The organism is Streptomyces sp. NPDC107559, assembly GCF_055657365.1.
The window spans coordinates 24,122-45,284 of sequence record NZ_JBVKBD010000001.1 but is presented as its reverse complement, the minus strand read 5'-3'; the positions used below and the strand labels follow the sequence as shown (position 1 = coordinate 45,284).

Annotated in this window: 13 protein-coding genes; 8 read left to right on the top strand and 5 right to left on the bottom strand. The window is 72.6% G+C overall.

The genetic code is table 11. From position 1 onward, the window contains the following. Nucleotides 1-64 precede the first annotated feature (64 nt). Nucleotides 65-1,663 (top strand): hypothetical protein, encoded by a 1,599-nt coding sequence (locus ACZ7OY_RS00165; RefSeq protein ID WP_471909303.1) that lies wholly within the window; start codon nt 65-67, stop codon nt 1,661-1,663. On the opposite strand, the gene ACZ7OY_RS00160 is transcribed toward ACZ7OY_RS00165, so the two are convergent. Continuing rightward, nucleotides 1,653-2,066, bottom strand: coding sequence for an organic hydroperoxide resistance protein (locus ACZ7OY_RS00160; RefSeq protein WP_471909302.1), 414 nt, complete (start codon nt 2,064-2,066; stop codon nt 1,653-1,655). The genes ACZ7OY_RS00165 and ACZ7OY_RS00160 overlap by 11 nt on opposite strands. Before the next feature lie 122 nt (nt 2,067-2,188). Between ACZ7OY_RS00160 and ACZ7OY_RS00155 the strand changes: the two genes are divergently transcribed. After that, nucleotides 2,189-2,686 (top strand): MarR family winged helix-turn-helix transcriptional regulator, encoded by a 498-nt coding sequence (locus tag ACZ7OY_RS00155; RefSeq protein WP_471909301.1) that lies wholly within the window; start codon nt 2,189-2,191, stop codon nt 2,684-2,686. Here the strand turns inward: ACZ7OY_RS00155 and ACZ7OY_RS00150 are convergent. Beyond that, nucleotides 2,634-4,316 carry a glycosyltransferase family 39 protein gene (locus ACZ7OY_RS00150; RefSeq protein WP_471909300.1) on the bottom strand — a complete coding sequence of 561 codons (1,683 nt, stop codon included), beginning with the start codon at nt 4,314-4,316 and terminating at the stop codon, nt 2,634-2,636. The two genes, ACZ7OY_RS00155 and ACZ7OY_RS00150, sit on opposite strands and share 53 nt — an antisense overlap. Before the next feature lie 92 nt (nt 4,317-4,408). Here ACZ7OY_RS00150 and ACZ7OY_RS00145 point away from each other — a divergent pair, with 92 nt between their 5' ends. Together ACZ7OY_RS00145 and ACZ7OY_RS00140 are read left to right on the top strand one after the other, a co-directional pair. Continuing rightward, on the top strand, nt 4,409-5,782 hold the full coding sequence (locus tag ACZ7OY_RS00145; protein ID WP_471909299.1) for a glycosyltransferase 87 family protein: 1,374 nt from the start codon (nt 4,409-4,411) through the stop codon (nt 5,780-5,782). Then, nucleotides 5,716-7,350, top strand: coding sequence for a glycosyltransferase family 2 protein (locus ACZ7OY_RS00140; protein WP_471909298.1), 1,635 nt, complete (start codon nt 5,716-5,718; stop codon nt 7,348-7,350). Before ACZ7OY_RS00145 ends, ACZ7OY_RS00140 begins: the two co-directional genes overlap by 67 nt. Nucleotides 7,351-7,391: 41 nt before the next feature. Here ACZ7OY_RS00140 and ACZ7OY_RS00135 read toward each other — a convergent pair whose 3' ends face one another. Next, nucleotides 7,392-8,030 carry a TetR/AcrR family transcriptional regulator gene (locus tag ACZ7OY_RS00135; RefSeq protein WP_152885130.1) on the bottom strand — a complete coding sequence of 213 codons (639 nt, stop codon included), beginning with the start codon at nt 8,028-8,030 and terminating at the stop codon, nt 7,392-7,394. Between the two features lie 319 nt (nt 8,031-8,349). On the opposite strand from ACZ7OY_RS00135, the gene ACZ7OY_RS00130 reads away from it, so the two are divergent. From ACZ7OY_RS00130 to ACZ7OY_RS00115, 4 genes are all read left to right on the top strand, one after another. Then, nucleotides 8,350-9,264, top strand: coding sequence for an ABC transporter permease (locus ACZ7OY_RS00130; RefSeq protein ID WP_471909297.1), 915 nt, complete (start codon nt 8,350-8,352; stop codon nt 9,262-9,264). After that, the gene (locus ACZ7OY_RS00125) at nt 9,257-10,132 is read left to right on the top strand and encodes an ABC transporter ATP-binding protein (RefSeq protein ID WP_471909296.1); all 876 of its coding nucleotides are present in this window, start codon (nt 9,257-9,259) and stop codon (nt 10,130-10,132) included. Before ACZ7OY_RS00130 ends, ACZ7OY_RS00125 begins: the two co-directional genes overlap by 8 nt. Nucleotides 10,133-10,389: 257 nt before the next feature. Next, nucleotides 10,390-12,600 (top strand): CDP-glycerol glycerophosphotransferase family protein, encoded by a 2,211-nt coding sequence (locus ACZ7OY_RS00120; protein ID WP_471909295.1) that lies wholly within the window; start codon nt 10,390-10,392, stop codon nt 12,598-12,600. Then, entirely contained in the window at nt 12,597-14,324 is a 1,728-nt protein-coding gene (locus tag ACZ7OY_RS00115; RefSeq protein WP_471909294.1) for a glycosyltransferase family 2 protein, read from the top strand. The genes ACZ7OY_RS00120 and ACZ7OY_RS00115 overlap by 4 nt, the downstream gene beginning before the upstream one ends. Before the next feature lie 48 nt (nt 14,325-14,372). Here the strand turns inward: ACZ7OY_RS00115 and ACZ7OY_RS00110 are convergent, their stop codons facing one another. Continuing rightward, complete coding sequence (locus ACZ7OY_RS00110) at nt 14,373-15,773, bottom strand: hypothetical protein (protein ID WP_471910327.1); 1,401 nt, start codon at nt 15,771-15,773, stop codon at nt 14,373-14,375. 293 nt (nt 15,774-16,066) lie between these two features. Then, nucleotides 16,067-21,007 carry an NAD-glutamate dehydrogenase gene (locus ACZ7OY_RS00105; protein WP_471909293.1) on the bottom strand — a complete coding sequence of 1,647 codons (4,941 nt, stop codon included), beginning with the start codon at nt 21,005-21,007 and terminating at the stop codon, nt 16,067-16,069. Between the last annotated feature and the right edge of the window lie 156 nt (nt 21,008-21,163).

The window sequence follows — 21,163 nt, the reverse complement described above, 5'->3', positions numbered from 1 at the left end:
GTGATCACGGCGGGAAGGTACGGCCAATGCCCCTGATGTCCTTCCACGCCCCCGCGCCGGTCCGGTGAGCTCCGGCGCCCTCGTCCGACGGCCGGCCCGCGGAGCCACCGCGCTGCGCGGCGGCGGCCGTCTGCGGCGTCCCACGCCGTACCAGGTCTTCGGCTTCCTGTTCTGGCTGGTGATGTCGCTGGCGTACTGGCGGGTCCCGCTGTGCTGCGACGCGGGGCAGCACGCGGCGGTCGTCGAACGCCTCAAGGCGCACCTGCTGCACCCGCGCCACCCGATGGCGGACCTGCCGGGCGCGGGCAGCCCGTACTACTCGCCGTACACGCTCGCGCAGGGCGTCTTCGCCCGGCTGACGGGACTGTCCGGCTGGGAGGTGGTCAAGCTCGCCGGTCCGCTGAACCTGCTGGTGCTGCTGACCGGCATCGGCCGCTTCGTGAAGGTGCTGTCGCCCCGACCGTGGGCGCCGGTGCTGGCGCTGACGTCGATGACGCTGCTGTGGGGCACCGAGCGGGCCTGGTGGAGCGGCTATCTCGGCCTGATGTCGATGACCGGGACGCTCGCCTACCCGTCGGCGTTCGCGGCGGGGCTCGCGTTCTGGGCCTGGTCGCTGACCGGCGCACGAGCCCGCGACACCCGGCGGGTGCGGTACGTGGGGCCCAGCGGACTGCGCGGTTTCGCCGGGTACGCGGCGGTCGGCGCGCTGTACGGGGTGATCCTGCTGATCCATCCGATCACGTCGGTGGCGGCGGTGGCGGGAGCGCTGGCCTGCATCGCGGGATGGCAGCGGGGCCGGCGGCCGGCCGTGCTGGCACGGTGGGCGCTGGCGGGCGCGGTGGCCGTGGCCGTCGGGGCCTGCTGGCCGTACTTCGACGTGTTCGCCCTGGCCGGGGACGGCAGCGTGGACGCGATGCACCGGCGGCTGTACCTGGATCTCGGCGGCCACTTCTGGCTGGCCCTGCTGGGGCTGCCGGCGCTGTGGCTGCGGGCCCGCCGCTCGTCGTGGCGTGATCCGCTGGTGCTGATGACCGCGCTGGACTGCCTGGTGGTGGCGTACGGCTGGTTCAGCGGGCACTACACCTACGGCCGGATCCTCGGGCTGACGCTCGTGGGGCCGCAGTTCGCGCTGGCCGTGGAGCTGGCGGCGGCCCGGCCGTGGCCGGTGTGGCGCAGGATGCTGGGCGTGCTGGCGGCGACCGGGGCCTGCGTCGGCTTCCTCACCGTGCAGGCCGGGGCCGTGATCCCCCGGGAGCTGGACCCGGTCGGGTTCGAGCAGCCGCCGGACTGGCCGGCGTACGCGTGGGCCGCGCAGCACATCGGGCCCGGCGAGGTGGTGATCGCCGACGGGTACTACGCCGTCCACGCGATCGCGGGCTACGGTCCGAACCTCGCCGCGCCCGCCTGGCCGGACGCGGCGCTGGACGAGCGGGTGCGGCTTCGTCGGCTCGCCGACGTACAGGCCTATCTCGCCCCGTCCGCGACCCGCGCCGAGCGCACCGCGATCGGCCGCCGGTACCACGTGCACTGGCTGCTGCTCACGCGCCGGCGCACCGTGCCCGAGGAGGCGGTGGTGGTGGCGTGGAGCCGGCGGACGGGCGAGGTGCTGGCGCGGGTCGACTACGGCGCCGGCGGGAAGTCCGCGGCGGGACCTACTCGATGACGAGGGTGACGTCGATGTTGCCGCGGGTGGCGTTGGAGTAGGGGCAGACCTCGTGGGCCTGCTCGACCAGCTTGCGGCCGGTGTTCTCGTCCACGCCCTCGGGCAGCTCCACGCGCAGGGTGACCTTCAGGCCGAAGCCCACGCCCTGCTTGCCGATGCCGACCTCGCCGGTGACGGCGGCGTCGCTCACGTCCACCTTGGCGGCCCGGCCGACCACGCCCAGGGCGCTGGCGAAGCAGGCGGCGTAACCGGCGGCGAAGAGCTGCTCGGGGTTGGTGCCCTGGCCGTTGCCGCCCAGCTCGACCGGAGGGGCGAGCTGGACCTCCAGCTTGCCGTCGGAGGAGTAGGCGCGGCCGTCGCGGCCGTGCGTTGCGGTGGCGACAGCGGTGTAGAGCGCGTCCATGGAAGACCATCCCTCTCGAAGTGACGTTCCGGCGGCCCGGTCCGGCCGCCCTCACGACCACAAGTAGAGCACGCAATTCAGTTGCGCGCAATTCAATGGCTCGCAAGAGCTACCCTGGGGGCATGACGCCCACCCAGACGCCCAGCACCGAGGCCGAGACCGGGGAGAACTGGCTCCGCCTCGACCGCCAGATCTGCTTCTCCCTGCACGCCGCCTCGCGCGCCTTCAACGGCGTCTACCGCGTGCTCCTCAAGGACCTCGGACTCACCTACCCGCAGTACCTCGTGATGCTGGTCCTGTGGGAGCAGGGCGACCTGCCGGTGAAGAAGCTGGGCTCGTTCCTGCGTCTCGACTCCGGCACCCTGTCGCCGCTGCTCAAGCGACTGGAGGCGGCGGGCCTGGTCACCCGGGAGCGCAGCGCGCGCGACGAACGCTCGGTGGAGGTGCGGCTGACCGGGCCGGGCCTGGCGCTGCGGGAGCAGGCGCTCCAGGTGCCGCGCCGGATCGCCGCCGCGACCGGCTTCGGCCTCGACGAGATCCGTGACCTGCACGAACGCCTCGACCGGCTCACCACGGCGCTGGACGCGGCAGCGCTGGAGGAAACACCCGGCTGCTCGTAGCCGGGCCGCCGGCGGGCGGCGCGACGCGGGGCGGGCCGGCCGAGGACCAGCCCCCCGGGAACGGACCGGCCGGGCCCCGACCGGTCCGGGGCGGGCCCGCCGGGGCCGGACGGCGTACATAGAGACGCAGGACGGTTCTTCCACTGACGAACTCCTGTCGCGGCTCGAAGGGGACGAACTCCTCGTTCACCACGGTGAGCTTGAGCCGCTCGGCCGGGTCGCCCGGATACCAGGGCGAGCGCAGGGCGTACGGCTCGGCGACCACCCAGAGCCGGTCGACGGCGTCGAGCCTGCGGCGCAGCACCGGGGCGTCGACCTCGACGCCGTACAGCGTCCCGGACGCGGGCCCCGGCACCTTCAGGGCCACGTCGCGCGCCCGCCGGAACGCCCGCGGGTACGCCAGCGCCGGGCGCCGCCCGATGGCCGGCAGGAACACCACCGGGTCGCCCGGCGCCAGTTCGCGCGCGGCGAGCGCGGCGACCGCGGTGAGGTTGTCCGGGCGGCGGCCGGGGTCGCGGTCGAGGCGGTACAGCGGCAGCTGCCCGACGAACGCGAGGGCGACGGCGGACACGCCCGCGAGGGCGACGGCGGGCGGCCGGACGGACAAGCCGGCGTACGGCAGACCCGGTGCCGCGGCACGCAGCACCCGGTCGGCTCCGGCGGCCGCCAGCAGCGGCGCGCCCGCCAGCGCGAACAGCACGTACCGGTCGTCGTACATCGGCCGCACCTGCGACAGGGCCATCAGGGCCAGGGGCGGCAGCACCGCCAGCGGCAGCGCCACCCGGACCAGCGCCGAGCGCCGCAACGCCGTCGCGGCCACGACGACGAGGCCGACGTACACCCACGACGCCCAGTCCGCGCGGCCGGTGAACTGCCACAGCAGCCGCTGCGCCGCCCCGGCGTCCGGTGGCGTCAGCCACGCCACCTGGCCCGACTGCCGGCCCGAGAGGAGCGCCAGGGGCGACACCAGCAGCAGCGCGCCGCCGGCCGCGGCCGCCCAGCGGCACCACTCCCGGCGTACGGCCCGCGCGAGCGCGAGGGTCACGGCGTGGGCGGGCAGCATCAGCACCGCCAGTTCGTGCAGCAGGCAGGTGACGGCGACGAACACCGCGTACGGCCACCACGGCCGCCCGTCCAAGGCCTTCGCCAGCCACAGCGTCGCCCCGGCGGCCCCGGCCGCGACCAGGGCGTACGACCGGCCCTCCTGCGCGTAGTGACCGACCATCGGGGTGATCGCGTACAGCAGCCCGGCCCACAGGCCGACCCGCGGCCGGGCCAGCCGGCTGCCGAGCGCCGCCACCAGACCGGCCGCGGCGGACGCGGCGACGACGGACGGCAGCCGCAGCAGGACCTCGTCGGCGACCACGCCGGACCCGGGGACGACGAGGACGGCGTGCATGAACAGGTAGTAGAGGCCGTGCACCGCGTCCACGCCGTGCAGCAGCCGCCAGATCTGCGGTACCGAGCGCCGCGCGACCTGAAGGGTGACGGCCTCGTCGCGCCAGGTACCGCCGCGGTCCAGGTCCCACAGTCCGAGCCCGAGCATGACGGCGGCGGGCACGGCCACCGCCAGGACACCCGCCGCGCCCGCCGTGCCGCCGCTCGGGCGCCTCGGCCTTCCGCTCACCACGACACCAATTTTGTACTATTAATCAATGGTTCTTGCGTATTGACGGCGTATCACCTCGAATGAGCCACTCGTCCGGCTTACGATCCGCCGTGATGACACGTCACCACCGTCTCCTTCCCCTGGCCTCCGCCTGGCTCGTCACCCGCGCCCTGATGCTGTGGCTGCTCGCCCACGACTCCCTGCCGCTGCTGGGCGGCCGTGTCGCGCGGGAGGTGTGGCGGCTTTACCACCACTGGTACGTCGTCCTCTCGCACGGCACCTTCCCGGCGCACGACCGGCTGTGGCAGTACCCGCCGGGCGCCGGGGCGGTGCTGCTCGCGCCCGGCCTGCTGCCGGGACTGACGTACCTCCAGGCGTTCGTCGTCATCACCCTCGTGGCGGACGCGTCGGTCACGGCGGCGCTGGCCCGCACCGGCCTGCGGCCCGGCCACAGCCTGCTCGGGGCCGGGCTGTGGGTGGGTGCCCTGCCGCTGCTGCTGCGGCTGCCGTTCGCGCGCTACGACGTCCAGGTCACGGTGCTCGCGATGCTCGCGCTGCTGGCGCTGTCGCGCTCCCCCCGGGTGTGCGGGGTGATCGCGGCGCTCGCGGCGCTGGTGAAGGTGTGGCCGCTGCTGGTGCTGGTGGGGGTGGCGAGGGGGCGGGCCACCCGGTCGGCGTGGACCTGGGCGGCGGCCGCGGGAGCCGTGGTCTTCGCCTCCCTCGCGGCGCTGTTCCACAACCCCCTCGCGTTCCTGTGGCAGCAGGGCGGCCGGGGCGTGCAGATCGAGTCCCTCGGCGGCACGGTCCTCAACCTGGCGACCCGCGCGGGCTGGCCGGGACGGGTGCACTACCGGTACGGCTCGATGGAGTTCACCGGACCGTACGTCACCACGGTCGCGCACATCGCGCTCGCCCTCACCGTCGTCGCCATCGGGCTGCTGGTGCTGTGGCGGCTGCGGGCCCGGCGGTGGACCGAGGCGACTCCGCTCGACGCCGCGCTGAGCGCCGTGCTGCTGTTCACCGCCACCAGCCGGGTGATCAGCCCGCAGTACATGGTCTGGCTGCTCGGCCTGGCCGCCGTGTGCCTGACCTCGCGGCACACCACCCAGCGTCCGGTGGCCTGGCTGATCGTGGCGGCCACCGCGGTGAGCAGCGTCGTGTTCCCCCTCTACTACAGCGACGTCGTCGCCTCCACCTGGACCGGGTGTGCGCTGATGCTCGTCCGCAACGGGCTGCTGGCCACGGCCGCCGTCCTGTCGTTCGTCCGTCTGTGGCGGTCCGCGCACGCCGACCCTGCGGAGCCCTCCGCACGCACCGGCCGTCCTCGGGCCGGGCACACCGACCCTGCCGGGCGCACCGACCGTCCCCGGCGTGCCGGGCACGCCGAAAGCCCCTCCTCCGACTCGGCCCCCTGGACCTCATGCCTCCCCTCGCCCCCCACCAGGTCTCCGTCGTCGTCATCGGCCACAACGACGCCGCGCATGTGACCGACGCCGTGCGCTCGGCCCTCGCGCAGGGCCCCGCCGTCCGTGAGGTCGTCGCCGTCGACGACTGCTCGACCGACGGCAGCGCCGAGCTGCTCACCCGCCTCGCCGGGACGGAGCCGCGGCTGCGGGTGGTACGGCACCCGGTCAACAGCGGCGGCTGCGGCACCCCGCGCAACACCGGGCTCGACACGGTCACCGCGCCGTACGTGATGTTCCTCGACAGCGACGACGTACTGCCGCCGGGCGCGGTCGACGCGCTGCTCACCGCGGCGGTCGAGGAGGACGCCGAGGTGGCCGGCGGGCTGTGCGTACGCCGCGAACTGCCCTCCGGGCGCGAGGCGCCCTGGCAGCGGCGCCTGTACACGGCGCGCGCCGTGGTCGGGCGCCCGGCGCAGCGCCCCCTGCTGGTCCGCGACACGCTCTGCGTCAACAAGCTCTACCGCACCGCGTTCCTGGCCTCGCACGGCATCCGCTTCCCCGAGGGCGGCTTCCGCTACGAGGACTTCGTGTTCACCGCGCGCGTGCTCGCCGCGGACCCCCGCATCGTCCTGGTCCCGGACCGGGTGTACGTCTGGCACGTCCGCCGGTCCGCCGAGCGGCTGTCGATCTCCCTGGACCGCGCGGGCATCGAAAACTGGCGGGCCCGCACCCGGGCGAGCCGGGCCGCCCACGAGATCCTGCTGGGCGCCGGGCAGAAGGAGCTCGCGCGGGCGGCCCGCGCCAAGTTCCTCGACCACGAGCTGCGCCTGTACCTGCGCGAACTGGGGCTGCGCGACGAGTCGTACCGGCGCGACTGGTGGGCGCACACCCGGGAGTACCTCGCGACCTACGACGCCGCCGACCTCGGTCCCCGCCCCGCCGCCCCGGGCCGTCTCCTCGCGCAGGTCGTCCTGGCCTCCCCCGGACCGCGCGACCTGCCCCGGCTCGGCGAACTGGCCGCCCGCCCGGCACGTCTGCTGCCGCCCTACGCGCGCGCGGCCGACGGCACGCCCGTCTGGTCCGCCGACCTCCCCCGGGTCACCCTGGACTCCCTGCTGACCTGCCCGGTCCGGCTCCTTCCGGTCGCCGTCGACGCAGGGCTGCGGCCCCGCGCGCGGGGCACCGTGCTGCGGCTGCGCCTGCACGAGCTGTACGGCCGGATGGCGGCGGCGGGGCCCGAGGCGCTGGAGGTGGAGTGGCGGCCGCGCGACGGTGCGCCGGGCCGGGCCGGCGCCACGCGGACCGGGGACGCCCGGTGGCGCCGTACCGCCGCGCTCGCACCCGCCCCGGACGGCACCTGGACCGCGGAGACGGCCGTGGACCTGGCCGCGCTGGCGGCGTACGGCACGGGCACCTGGGACCTGCGGCTGCGGGTGCTGTTCGCGGACGGCGCGAGCCGCGAGACGACGGCGCACGCCGTCGGGGGCGCGGGTCTGCTGCGCCGTCGCGCCGTGGTGAGCGCCCGGCACGCCGTCGTCCTCGTGCAGCCCTACGCCACCCACTCCGGGGCGCTGGCCCTGCGGCTGGCTCCGGGAGCGGGGGGCATCGTCTCGGTCGCCCATGCGAGGCTGCGCCGGCTGATCGTCTGAGAGCGGCACCGCGCGCGGGGCAGGGGGTGCCGCCGGGCGGATCAGAGGGCCTTGAGTGCCGCCGTGGTCGCCCGCGCCAGGGCGCCCAGGTATCCCTTGGGGAGCTTCGGGCTGCGGATCACCACCGAGCGCCAGTACAGCGGGCCGGAGATCAGGTCGAGGGCGAGTTCCTCGTCGATGCCCGACCGGACCTCGCCGCGCCGCTTCGCCGCCGCGACGATCCCGCTGGCCACGCCCTCCTGCCCCTCGCGCAGCGTGTTCTGCACGGCCTCGGCGATCTCGGGGTTGCGGGCCGCCTCGGCCTGGAGGTCCGGGATGATCTGCGAGGCCACGGGGTGGCGCAGCGCCCGGGAGGTCATCTCGTACAGCAGGCGCAGGTCGCCCTCCAGGGACCCCGTGTCCGGGGTGGGCAGGCCCTGCACGGCGATCGCCGAGACGACGTCGAGGACGAGATGGAGCTTGGAGCGCCAGCGGCGGTACACCGCCGTCTTGCCGACCCCAGCCCGGCGGGCGATGCCCTCGATCGACATCCGTGCGTAGCCGACGGCCGCGAGCTCCTCGAAGACGGCCGCGCGAATGGCCTCCGTCACATCCTCGCGGAGTACGGCGGCTCCCGCCGGGGTGCGGCGGCGCGGACGCGTCTGGGACTCCTCGGCGTTCGTCGTCATGCCGAACAGCATAGGGCGTTACGACGATACGGTCCCGTCCCCACGCAAAGCGTGGCGGCGCAACGGATCCGTCCTCACGACACCCGTCCCCTCCTGCCGCCCCTTGCCCACGAAATGTATCGGCCCGGCGTCGATACGGTCTCGTCCTCGCGTAGGTCGTCACGACGAAACGGTTGCGTTCCGACGCCAACTCGTCCTACGCTCACGTTGCGACGATACGGTGCCGTCCCGACGTGAGTAAATGCACAGAAAAACGTCGGGAAACCACGGGCGACGGCCCCGGTTCCCGGCCGGACGCACCCACCCCCTCCCCCGAACGAAAGCAGCGGATGTGAGCCAGGTCCTCCACACACCGCCCCCCACCCCGGTCCCGGCCGACGACGACCTCTCGGCCCTGGCCGCCCGCCACGGCCTCGCGGTCAGTGGTGCCCGCCCCTCCCTGTCGGAGTACATCCGCCAGCTCTGGGCGCGACGCCACTTCATCAGTGCTTTCGCCACCGCCAAGCTCACTGCACAGTACAGCCAGGCGAAGCTGGGGCAGCTCTGGCAAGTGATGAACCCGCTGCTCAACGCGGCGGTGTACTACTTCATCTTCGGCATTCTGCTGGGCACCTCGCACGGTGTCCCCGACTTCGTGCCGTTCCTTGTCACGGGTGTGTTCGTGTGGACGTTCACCCAGAGCTCGATCATGGCGGGCACCCGGGCGATCTCCAGCAACATCGGCCTCGTACGGGCCCTGCACTTCCCGCGGGCGGCCCTGCCGATCTCCTTCTGCCTCCAGCAGCTCCAGCAGCTGCTGTTCTCGATGGTCGCGCTGATCGTCATCCTGCTCTGCTTCGGTGTGCCCGTCAGCATGTCCTGGCTGCTGGTACTGCCCGCCCTGGCGCTCCAGTTCGTGTTCAACACCGGTGTGTCGATGGTCATGGCCCGGATGGGCGCGAAGACGCCGGACATCGCGCAGCTGATGCCGTTCATCCTGCGCACCTGGATGTACGTCTCCGGCGTGATGTGGAGCATCGAGAAGGTGCTCAGCCACGACGATCTGCCCCACTGGGCGATGACGGCGCTCCAGTGCAACCCCGCCGCCGTCTACATCGACCTGATGCGCTTCGCCCTGATCGACAGCTTCCACGCGAGCCAGCTCCCGCCGCACGTGTGGCTGGTCTCGACGGGCTGGGCGGTGCTCGCAGGCGTCGGTGGCTTCATCTACTTCTGGAAGGCTGAGGAGACGTACGGCCGTGGCTGAGAACCCGACTTCCCCGACTTCCGCAGGCGAGCGGATCCCCACCGTCGTCGCCGACCGCGTCAACATCGTCTACCGGATCAACGGCACCGGCGCCGGCCGCGGCACCGCGACCGCCGCCCTCAACCGCATCCTGCGCCGCGGCAAGGCCGAGAAGGCGGCGGGCGTGCGCAAGGTGCACGCGGTGAAGGACGTGTCCTTCGTCGCCTACCGGGGCGAGGCCATCGGCCTGGTCGGCACCAACGGCTCCGGCAAGTCGACCCTGCTGCGGGCCATCGCCGGCCTGCTGCCGCCCGAGACCGGCCGGGTCTACACCGACGGCCAGCCCTCCCTGCTCGGCGTCAACGCGGCCCTGATGGGCGACCTCACGGGCGAGCGGAACGTCATCCTGGGCGGTCTCGCCATGGGCATGTCCCGCGAGGAGGTCAAGGAGCGCTACCAGTCGATCGTCGACTTCTCCGGCATCAACGAGAAGGGCGACTTCATCAGCCTGCCGATGCGCACCTACTCCTCCGGCATGGGCGCCCGGCTGCGCTTCGCCATCGCCGCCGCCAAGGACCACGACGTCCTCATGATCGACGAGGCCCTGGCCACCGGCGACCGCAAGTTCCAGCGGCGTTCCGAGGAGCGCATCCGCGAGCTGCGCAAGGAGGCCGGCACGGTGTTCCTGGTCAGCCACGGCGCCAAGGCGATCCGCGACACCTGCACCCGCGTGCTGTGGCTGGAGCGCGGCGAGCTCCTCATGGACGGGCCCACGGACGAGGTCATGGACCAGTACGAGGAGTTCACCAACGGCAACGGCAAGGCGCCGCGGCCGCTGCGGGAGACGCAGGCCGAGCTGCGACAGCAGAAGGTCGCCCTGCACTCCTGATCCGGACCGCGACGGCCCGGCCACGATCGTGACACCCGACACGACCGCGGCCGGGCCTCGGCGTATCCGGCGCACGGCACGACCGCGGCCGGGCCCCGGCACATCCGGCGTCCGGATCATTCGGGCTAATCGCGCCGCCACAGCAACCACTTTCAACCTTTTCATCAGATCAGTGCCAATATGTCCAGAAAGGTGCGCCCGGCCGACGACAAGGCGGACGACGACGAGAGGTCACCCACGCGAAGGAGACCACCGCGATGCCCGAGCTCAGCGTCATCGTCCACGGCCCGAACACCCAGGGCCGGCTGGCCGCCCTCCTCGACGGCCTGGCCGCCCATCCGCTCCCGGACGTCGAGGTGATCGTCGCCGCGGTGGGCGACTGGGCCCGTGAGACCGCCCAGGGGCACGCGTCCGAGCTGACCGTGCTGCCCCTGCCGGCCGGCACCGGGGACGCCGAGGCCAGGGCCGCGGGAGCCGCGCGGGCGTCCGGGCGCTGGCTGCACTTCGTCCGCGCCGGCGACGGACTGCCGGCCGGTGCCCCGCACACGGTCGCCGAACGGGCCGCCGAACTGACCGCGGCACCGGACCCGGTGGACGTACTGCTCTTCGACCACGTCCGTTCCACCTGGCAGACGACGGGGGCGCCCTCCCCGGACGGTCTGCTGCTGGCCCGCACGGGCCCGACCGCCGTCGTCCTGGACCAGGCCCCGCAGCTGCTGCGGCTCGCCCCGCTCCTCGGCAACCGGGCCGTCCGCGCCGACTTCTGGCGGGCGCACGCGCAGGACCTCGGCACGGACGACGAGCCGTTCGCCGCCTACGCCACCCTGCTGCACGCCGGGCGCGTCGCCTGCCTGCCCCACATCGCCTACGAGCACCGCGAACCGCGCCCGGAGAGCCTCCCCCTGGCCACCCCGCAGGATCGTTACGCCGTGATCGACCGCTACGAGTCGCTCCTCGCCCGTACCGCGCCGGACCGCCCCGGCGCGCACGCCGTGCTGTACGACGTGATGGTCCAGGACTGCCTGCGCACCTTCGCCCGCTCCCCGATGCCGGAGGCGGTGGCACGGGAGTTCTTCCGGCGGGCCTCGCTCGCCGCGGTCCGCGGGCGCCCGGAGCGCCACCAGCGCCCGGCCGGCTTCGAAGGCGTACGCCGTGCCCTGCTGGAGGAGGGCGCGTACACCAGGTACCGGGCCTTCCAGGCCGCCAACCGCACGCGCCGCACGGCCAGATCGGCCGTGCGCACCCAGAGCCGCAGGATCGGCGCGAAGTTCCGCGACCACCGCTACCGCAGCGCGCTCGGCCGCCCGGCCGACCCCGGTCTCGCGGTGTTCTCCGCCTACTGGAACCGCGGGATCGCCTGCAACCCGGCCGCGATCGCCGCCAAGCTCACCGAGCTGGCCCCGCGGATCCACCAGGTGTGGGTGGTGTCGGCGGCGAACGCCGCGCTGCTGCCGCCCGGCACGGACCACGTCGTCCCCGGCACCCCCCGCTACTGGGACGTCCTGGCGAGCGCCGCGTACCTGGTCAACAACGTCAACTTCGCCGACGCCGTGATCAAACGCCCGGACGCGGTCCACCTGCAGACCCACCACGGCACCCCGCTCAAGCACATGGGCCTGGACCAGATGCGCTTCCCGGCCGCCGCGCAGGGCATCGACTTCGCCGCGCTGCTGGACCGTGTCGACAAGTGGGACTACAGCGTCTCCGCCAACAGTCACTCCACCCGGATGTGGGAGCGCGCCTACCCGGCCCGCTACGTCTCCCTGGACCACGGCTACCCGCGCAACGACGTCTACTACACCGCCGGCGCGGCGGACGTCCGCGCGGTCCGCGCACGCCTGGGCATCGCCCCCGGCCGGCGGGCCGTCCTGTACGCCCCCACCCACCGCGACTACGAGGCCGGCTGGACCCCGCGCCTGGACCTCGCCGCCCTCGCCGACCGGCTCGGCGAGAACACCGTCCTGCTCGTCCGCGGCCACTACTTCTACGGCGGTGCGGCGTCGCCCCTGGCCGGCCTGCGCCGCACCGGGCGCATCATCGACGTCTCCTGCTACGACCCGGTCGAGGAACTCGCCCTGGCCGCCGACGCGCTGGTCACGGACTACTCGTCCATCATGTTCGACTACGCCAACCTCGACCGCCCGGTCGTGATCTACGCCGACGACTGGGAGACGTACGCGACGACCCGGGGCGTCTACTTCGACCTGACGGCCGAGGCGCCGGGCCAGGTGGCCCGCACCCAGGAGGAACTGACCGAGATCCTCGCCTCGGACGCCTGGCGCGACGAACGCGCGACGAAGGCGCGAGCCGCCTTCCGGCGCCGCTTCTGCGAGTACGACGACGGACGCGCCGCCGAGCGGGTCGTACGCCGGGTCTTCCTCGGCGAGAGCGAGCAGTCGCTGCCCCGGCCGGTCCCCGTCGACGAGCGGACGCCGGCCCCGACCCCGCAGGAGGCGGACGCCCGATGACCACACCCGAGGCCGCCTCCGACGCCCCTCACCTCGCCGACACCCCCGAGGCCCCCGACACGCCCGACACCCCGGATGTCACGGTCACGGTGATCGTCTACAACGACGCCGAGCGCCTCCCGCGCGCCGTCGCCTCGCTGCGCCGCCAGACGCACGCCGACATCGAGATCATCATCAGCGACGACCACTCCACCGACGCCACCCCGGAGGTGGCCCGCCGGCTGGCGGCCGAGGACCCGCGGATCCTGTACCTGCGGCTGCCCGAGAACAGCGGCGGGTGCAGCGCCCCGCGCAACCGCGCGCTGGAGATCGCCCGCGCCCCGTACCTGATGTTCCTGGACAGCGACGACGAGCTTCCGGCCGACGCAGTCGAGCTGCTGCTGGCCGCCCACCGCGAGCGCGAGGTCGACTTCACGATGGGCGCCGTGCAGCGGGTGCGCATCGACACCGGGCGCCGCTCGACCTGGATGCCCCATCTGGTCGACCGGCGCCGCACGGTGGAGGGCATCGAGGCCGACCCGCGGCTGCTGTTCGAGCACCTGTCGACGAGCAAGATGTACGCGCGCGCCTTCCTCGACCGGCACGGCCTGCGCTTCCCCGAGGGCATCCACTACGAGGACCAGCTGTTCACGGCACAGGCGTACTGCCTCGCCAAGGAGTTCACGATCATCCCGGAGCAGGTCTACCACTGGTACATCGAGCCGTACGCGGACTCGGGGCCGAGGTCGATCTCCAACCAGCGGCACAAGCTCGGCAACGTCGCCGACCGCATCCGGGTGCAGCGGCTGATCGACACCTTCCTGGCCGAGAGCGGGCACGAGTCGCTGCGCGAGGACAAGGACTACAAGTTCCTCAAGCACGACTTCCGCATGTACGCCGGAGACCTGCCCTACCGGGACGACGCATGGCTGGAGTCGTTCGCGCAGATCGTGAACCCGTATCTGGCGACGCTCGCGCCGGGCGCGTACGCCCGGCTCCCGCGGGCCGAGCGGGTGGTCCTCCAACTGGTCCGCGAGGGCCGTACCGAGCAGGTCAGGGTGGCGGCCCGGGGGCTGGGCCACGGTGTGGCCCCCAGGACGGTGACCGCGGACGCGCAGGGCCGGACCTACTGGGGGGACACGGTCGCGCAGGGCCCGCGTTCCCGCCGTGAACTGGACGTCACGGACCTGGAGCTGGACACCCGCCCCTTCCCCGGCGCACTGCTGCGCCACGAGATCGTCGAACTGACCCCGGGGCCCGGCGCCTCGCTCGACCTGGCCGTGCGCACCTACGACCCGGGGCTGCGGCTGGCCGTCGGCCCGCAGCGCGCCTGTCTCCTGCTCACCCCCGGCCGGCGGCTCACGGTCCCCTTCCGGCTGCTCCCGGTCCGCCCCGGCGTCTTCGAGGGGCGCGTCCACCTCGATCTCGTGGCCGCCGCCCCGCCGCTGCAGGGCTTCGACGGAGTGCGTCACCCGCTGCTCCGCCTCGAACAGAACGGCCTCGCGCACACCTCGCTCCTGCTGGCGCCGCTCGCCTTCCCGGCCCTCACCGCCCGCGTCGGCTACCGCTCGGGCACCGCGCCCCACCAGGTGACGGTGGAACCGGAAGGCCGCAACCCTGGCCGTCTCCAGGTGCGGTGGACACCGGTGGGCGTGACGGCACGCCTCGTACAGCCGCTGGCGCGCAAGGTGGCACCGCCGAAGGTGAGACGAGCGGCCCGGCTGGTGCGCAGCGTGCTGAGATGACGACACACGGCGGCGGGGCCGTTCACGTGGACCGGCCGGCGGGGGATGTCACGGCACGACGGCGTACAGCACCTGCCCGTCCGGCCCCCGGGCCACCCTCCGCAGCCCGCCGGTCTCCCGCAGGGCGCCCCGGTCCACCACCCACCGCACCCCGTACGCCCGGGCGATGTCCTGCCGCACCCCCGGTGCCGTCCCCGCCGCGAAGTACCTGCGCACCGCGTCCGCCCGCCGGGCCTCGTCCGGCAGGAAGAAGTCGGGATAGCCGGGAGCCACGGTGTACGGCCCGTAGGCCGGGATCTGCCGCGCCGCGAACGTCCGGGCCAGCACCACGTCCCCGTACCTCACCCACGGGGTGATCCACCGGTACCCGACCCAGGGCTGCCGGTACTTCGCCGCCACCGCCTCGGGCAGCCGTCCGCGCGGGACCACGTACCCCAGCGTCCCGGCCTGGGTCCACGCCCCCACCACCAGCGCCACGCCGAGCACACACGCCCACGCGGTCCGCACCCGGCGCCGTCCGGCCGTCACCGTCTCCAGCGCGGCCGCGGTCTGCGCCGGGATCAGCACCGCGGGCAGCGCACGGCCCCAGGAGTAGTGCCCGCTCAGCCAGCCCCCCGTGCACACCACGAGCCCGAGCGCGAAGAACAGGACCAGCGGATCCCACCGGTCGCGCCGCCACCGCAGCCCCAGCGCCACCACGCCGAGGAGCACCAGCCAGAACCGTCCCACCAGGTCCCGGTACAGCGCCCGGTGCACCGACTCCAGCCCCGAGCCGGCCCCGAAGAGCGCGAAGAAGTCGTAGTACGGCCACAGCCACAGCACCAGCAGCCCCAGCGCCAGGCCGGCCGCCGCCCGGCCCCACACCGCCCGCGCGGGCCGCGCGGCGAGCACCGTGGCGAGCGCGCCCAGCGAGGCCACGACGCCCGAGAACTGGTGGCAGAGCAGGATCGCCGCCCACAGCGCCCCGAGCCCGAGCCAGGCCCCCCATCCGCCGGGCTCCCGCACCGCCCGCGCCAGCCACGCCCAGAAGTGGAAGGCGAGCCCCAGCGCCGGCACGCTCGGATACGACACCGTCAGCGCGAGCGAGTTCAGCCCGAGGAAGCCGCTCCACTCGAACAGGGTCGTGCCCCAGAGGAACACCAGGCACAGCAGCACCAGCGCGGGTGCCGCGGGATGCCGGCTCAGCGTCCGCACGTACCGCCAGACCCCGGTCACCAGCAGGCCGAGCCCGACCAGTGCCCCGATGCGCAGGACGGCGAAGACCGGCAGGCCCGTCACCCGCGCGACGCACCCCAGCAGCAGGGTCCACGGCGAGTAGTACGGGCTCGGCGTGTCGGCGTCGACCAGCGGGTTGCCCGGATCCGTCAGATGGTGCCGCAGACGCTCCACGGTCGCCGCGTGCATGCCGAGATCGCCCGCCCAGGGCAGACGGACGATCACCAGGAGCATGAGGACCAGGACCAGCGCCAGGGCCGTCGGCGCGAGGGCCGCAGTCGCCCTATGCGGTGCGCCGCGCACCGGGCCGGAACGACGGATTCAATGTCACTTGCGATATTTTAAGACAGTTGTGATGAATGGGCAGAAAAGGCAGCTATTCGCGTGATTGACGGTGAATGCGGGCTGGTTTAAGTGCGGCCCTTTCCACCAGGCGGACGAGAAAAAGGGGGAAGCCCCGGCCGGTGCGGCCGGGGCTTCCCTCTTTCGCGTGCTGGAACGCGCGCTGCGAATGCGCTACGGACGCGCTATGAATGCGTGCGCAGCAGCGTCCGCATGGTCCGCATGGCCACCGACAGGTTGGCCAGGTCGAACGTGTCCGAACCCTGGATCTCCTCCAGCGTCGTACGCGCCCGGCCCAGGATCGCCGCGTTCTTCTCCTGCCACGCCTCGAAGCGCTGCTCCGGCGTCGAGGTGCCGTTGCCGACGGCCAGGACGTCCGCGGTGAGGGCCGAGTGGGCCGCGTACAGGTCCTCACGGATGGAGGCGCGGGCCATGGACTGCCAGCGGTCGGCACGGGGCAGCTCGATGATGCGGTCCATGAGCTGGGTGATGTGCAGACGGTCGGCGAGGTCGTAGTAGACGTCGGCGACTTCCAGCGGCTCCTTGCCCATGCGGTCGGCGACCGAGACCACGTCGAGGGCCGGGAAGGCGGAGGAGAACCCGGCCACCCGCGTGGCCAGCTCGTCCGGGACGCCCGCCCCCGTCAGCTCGTCGTAGACGTGCTGGTACCACTCCAGGTCCGCGCCGCGCAGCAGCTTCGGCAGCTGCTGCCAGACCTGCTCGACCCGCTCGGAGAAGAACTCGACCGTCTCGGCGAGCTGGAGCGGCTGCGGCCGGTTGTTGAGCAGCCAGCGGGTACCGCGCTCGACCAGGCGGCGCGAGTGCAGTCGGATCCGGGTCTGGACGACGGCGTCGACCTTGTTGTCGAGGCCCTCGACCGCGTCCCACACGGGCGCCGCGCGGAAGATCGCGCGGGCCGCGGTCTGCGCCCGGACGATCTCCTCCAGCGACGCGCCGGTCTCCTCGCGCAGCCGGTGCAGATACGTCGTACCACCGGTGTTGACCGTGTCGTTGACCAGCACGGTCGTGGTGATCTCACGGCGCAGCGGGTGGCTGTCGAGGTGCTCGGCGAAGCGCTCGCGCAGCGCCGTCGGGAAGTACGCGTACAGCAGGCCGCGCAGATACGGGTCGTCGGGCAGCGAGGTGTGCAGCAGCTCCTCGGCGACCGTGATCTTCGTGTACGCCATCAGGACGGCCGTCTCCGGGCTGGTCAGCCCCTGGCCGGTGTTCAGACGCTCCCGGATCTGACGGTCGGTGGGCAGGAACTCCAGCGCCCGGTCGAGGTGACCCTCGCGCACCAGGTGACGCAGGAAACGCTGCTGCGCGTGCAGCATGTCGTTGGACTGGGCGAGGGCGTTGGCGATCGCCGTGTTCTGCGCGTAGTTGTTGCGCAGGACCAGCGCGCCGACCTCGTCGGTCATCTCGGCGAGCAGCTTGTTGCGCTGCTTGACGGTCATGTCGCCCTCCGCGACCAGACCGTTGAGCAGGATCTTGATGTTCACCTCGTGGTCGGAGGTGTCCACGCCGGCGCTGTTGTCGATGGCGTCGGTGTTGATCCGGCCGCCCTGGAGCGCGAACTCGATCCGGCCGAGCTGGGTCAGGCCCAGGTTGCCGCCCTCGCCGACGACCTTGACCCGCAGGTCGCGGCCGTCGACGCGGATGGGGTCGTTGGCCTTGTCGCCGACGTCCGCCTGGCTCTCGGTGGACGCCTTGACGTACGTACCGATGCCGCCGTTCCACAGCAGGTCCACCGGGGACTGGAGGATCGCCTTCATCAGGTCGGCGGGGGTCAGCTTGGCGACCTTGGCCTCGATGCCGAGCGCCTCGCGGATGTGGGCGTTGACCGGGATGGACTTCGCCGTGCGCGGGAAGACGCCGCCGCCCGCGGAGATCAGCTCGCTGTCGTAGTCGGCCCAGGAGCTGCGCGGCAGTTCGAACAGCCGGCGGCGCTCGGCGTAGGAGGTGGCCGCGTCCGGGTTCGGGTCGATGAAGATGTGCCGGTGGTCGAAGGCGGCGACCAGGCGGATGTGCTCGCTCAGCAGCATGCCGTTGCCGAACACGTCACCGGACATGTCACCGACGCCGACGACCGTGAAGTCCTCGACCTGGGTGTTCACGCCCAGCTCCCGGAAGTGCCGCTTGACGGACTCCCAGGCGCCGCGGGCTGTGATGCCCATGGCCTTGTGGTCGTAGCCGGCCGAGCCGCCGGAGGCGAAGGCGTCGCCGAGCCAGAAGTTGTACGACTGCGCGACCTCGTTGGCGATGTCCGAGAACGTCGCCGTGCCCTTGTCGGCCGCGACCACCAGGTAGGTGTCGTCCTCGTCGTGGCGCACGACGTCCGCCGGGGGGACGACCTCGCCGGCCACCATGTTGTCGGTGATGTCGAGCAGCGCCGAGATGAAGGTCTGGTAGCTGGCGATGCCCTCGGCCAGCCACGCGTCCCGGTCGACGGCCGGGTCCGGCAGCTGCTTGGCGACGAAGCCGCCCTTGGCGCCGACCGGCACGATGACCGTGTTCTTGACCATCTGCGCCTTGACCAGGCCCAGGATCTCGGTCCGGAAGTCCTCACGCCGGTCGGACCAGCGCAGACCACCGCGCGCGACCTTGCCGAAGCGCAGGTGCACACCCTCCACCCGCGGCGAGTACACCCAGATCTCGAACGCCGGACGCGGCGCCGGGAGATCGGGGATCGCCTGCGGGTCGAACTTCATGGAGACGTAGGCGTGCGGCGTGCCCGGCTCGGCCTCCTGGAAGAAGTTCGTCCGCAGGGTCGCCTTGATCACGGTCAGGAAGGACCGCAGGATCCGGTCCTCGTCGAGAGAGGCCACCTGGTCGAGGGCGGCGTCGAGCTCCTCGAGGAGGGCGTCGACGATCTCCAGGCCGGCGCTCTGGCGCTCCGGCGCCATCCGCGCCTCGAAGAGGGAGACCAGCAGCCGGGTGGTGTGGACGTTGTTGCGGAGGGTGTCCTCCATGTAGTCCTGGCTGAAGGTGGAGCCCGCCTGGCGCAGGTACTTGGCGTACGCCCGCAGCACCATCGCCTGCCGCCAGGTCAGCCCGGCGCTCAGTACGAGGGCGTTGAAGCCGTCGTTCTCCGCCTTGCCGGTCCAGGTGGCCTCGAACGCCTGCTGGAAGCGCTCGCGGCCGTCCTCGCCCAGGTAGTCGCCGTTGCCGCCGCCCAGGGACTTGGGGATGCGCAGACCGAAGTCGTAGATCCAGGAGCTCTTGCGGTCCGAGCAGCGCAGTTCGTACGGCCGCTCGTCGATCACCTCGACGCCGAGCCGGTTGAGGACCGGCAGCACCGCGGAGAGGGAGATCGCGGCGCCCTTGCGGTAGATCTTGAAGCGGCGCTCGCCGGGTCCCGCGCCCACCGGCTCGTACAGGCTGAGCGAGAAGTCGTTGCCCGCCTCGTCGCTCAGGCGCTCCAGGTGGACGAGGTCGGAGACCGCGGCACGCGCGGTGTGGTCGGCCTTGTACCCCTCGGGGAAGGCGTTGCCGTAGCGGCGCAGCAGCTCGGCGGCCCGCTCCTCGCCGCACTCGGCGTTCATCGCCTCGGCGAACGCGTCGGCCCAGGACCGCGCGGCCTCCACCAGACGGACCTCGATGCGGTCCTTGTCGGAGTCGCTGAGCTGCGGCAGCTCGGTGCCCTGCGGGACCCGCACGACGAAGTGCAGCCGGGACAGGATCGACTCGGTGTTCCAGGCGGTGAAGTCGACGCTGATGCCGCCGAGCTCCTCCTTCAGGATGTCGATGATCCGCAGCCGGACACCGGTGGTGTAGCGGTCGCGGGGCAGGTAGACCAGCGCGGAGTAGTAGCGCCCGTACTCGTCCTGGCGCAGGTAGAGCCGCAGCCGGCGGCGCTCCTGGAGGTACAGCACGGACGTGACGATGGACTGGAGCTCGTCGACCGGCGTCTGGAACAGCTCGTCGCGCGGATAGGTCTCCAGGATCTGGAGCAGGTCGCGCCCGTCGTGGCTGTTGGGCGAGAACCCGGCACGCTGGAGGACCTCGTCGACCTTGCGCCGGATGACCGGCACGCGGGTGACGGACTCGGTGTAGGCGGCGGAGGAGAACAGTCCCAGGAAGCGCCGCTCGCCGACGACGTTGCCGTCCGCGTCGAACTTCTTCACGCCCACGTAGTCGAGGTACGACGGCCGGTGCACGGTGGAGCGGCTGTTGGCCTTGGTCAGCACGAGGAGCTTGTGCTCACGGGCCTTGGCGCGGGCGTCGGCGGGCAGCCGCTCGAAGGAGGGGCTCACCGGGTGGCCCTCTTCCTCGGAGTGGTGCGGGTCGGAGCGCAGGATGCCCAGGCCCGTGCCGGGGACGGCGGCGAGGGAGTCGTCACCGCGCAGCTGGTACTCGCGGTAGCCGAGGAAGGTGAAGTGGTCGGCGGCCAGCCAGCGCAGCAGCTCGCGGGCCTCCTGGACCTCGGGCCGGGCCAGGTCGGCGGGCACGGGCTCGTCCGGGATCCCGTCGGCGACCCGGGCGGCGGTGGCCCGCATCTTCTCCCAGTCCTCGACGGCCTCGCGGACGTCGGAGAGCACCCGCAGCAGATCGGCGGTGATCTGCTTCAGGTCGGCGCGGTCGGTCTCCCGGTCGATCTCGACGTGGATCCAGGACTCGGTGTGCGTGTCGTGCGGCATCGAGCCGACGGGCGGCTCGGTGAGCACCTCGACGAGCTTGCCGGTCACGTCACGGCGGACGACGACCTGCGGGTGGATGACGACGTGGATGCCACGCCCCTGACGGGTGAGCTCGTTGGTCACCGAGTCCACGAGGAAGGGCATGTCGTCGGTGACGACCTCGACGACGGAGTGGCTGGACGTCCAGCCGTTCTCCTCGACGGTCGGGGTCTGCACCCGCACGTTGGCGGTGCCCTGCGGACGGTTTTCCGCCAGGCGATAGTGCGAGAAGGCGGCTCCGAAGACATCGACCGGGTCACGGCCGGAGAGGTCCTCCGGGGCGGTGTGCAGGTAGTAGCGCTGGAGGAACGCGAGCACGGTGTCCCGGTCCGGGGCCCCCTGGCTCGTCGTCCCAGTCGGTAGGTGCCCCCCGACCGGGCTGTTCTCAGCGACCCGGGCGGCCCTCTCGAGCAGCTCGGCCTTGGCTTCGTCCAGCTTGGTCTGCATTGTCCTCTGGCTCCTGTCGCGCGCCGTTGCGTGACGTAGAAGGGTGTACGGTCTCGCGCCCTCCGGTACAACGCCACGACGCGGGGTCTCCGGTCGGTTCCGACGCTATGCCGCAAGGTGAGATGAGCGGGGGTTTATCAGCCATGTTCGACACCC

Bases quoted from the DNA above. Each gene is read 5' to 3' on its own strand.
- ACZ7OY_RS00120 (WP_471909295.1), top strand. From the start codon at position 10,390: ATGCCCGAGCTCAGCGTCATCGTCCACGGCCCGAACACCCAGGGCCGG.
- ACZ7OY_RS00110 (WP_471910327.1), bottom strand. From the start codon at position 15,773: ATGCTCCTGGTGATCGTCCGTCTGCCCTGGGCGGGCGATCTCGGCATG.
- ACZ7OY_RS00145 (WP_471909299.1), top strand. From the start codon at position 4,409: ATGACACGTCACCACCGTCTCCTTCCCCTGGCCTCCGCCTGGCTCGTC.
- ACZ7OY_RS00160 (WP_471909302.1), bottom strand. From the start codon at position 2,066: ATGGACGCGCTCTACACCGCTGTCGCCACCGCAACGCACGGCCGCGAC.
- ACZ7OY_RS00135 (WP_152885130.1), bottom strand. From the start codon at position 8,030: ATGCTGTTCGGCATGACGACGAACGCCGAGGAGTCCCAGACGCGTCCG.
- ACZ7OY_RS00140 (WP_471909298.1), top strand. From the start codon at position 5,716: ATGCCTCCCCTCGCCCCCCACCAGGTCTCCGTCGTCGTCATCGGCCAC.
- ACZ7OY_RS00155 (WP_471909301.1), top strand. From the start codon at position 2,189: ATGACGCCCACCCAGACGCCCAGCACCGAGGCCGAGACCGGGGAGAAC.
- ACZ7OY_RS00115 (WP_471909294.1), top strand. From the start codon at position 12,597: ATGACCACACCCGAGGCCGCCTCCGACGCCCCTCACCTCGCCGACACC.
- ACZ7OY_RS00105 (WP_471909293.1), bottom strand. From the start codon at position 21,007: ATGCAGACCAAGCTGGACGAAGCCAAGGCCGAGCTGCTCGAGAGGGCC.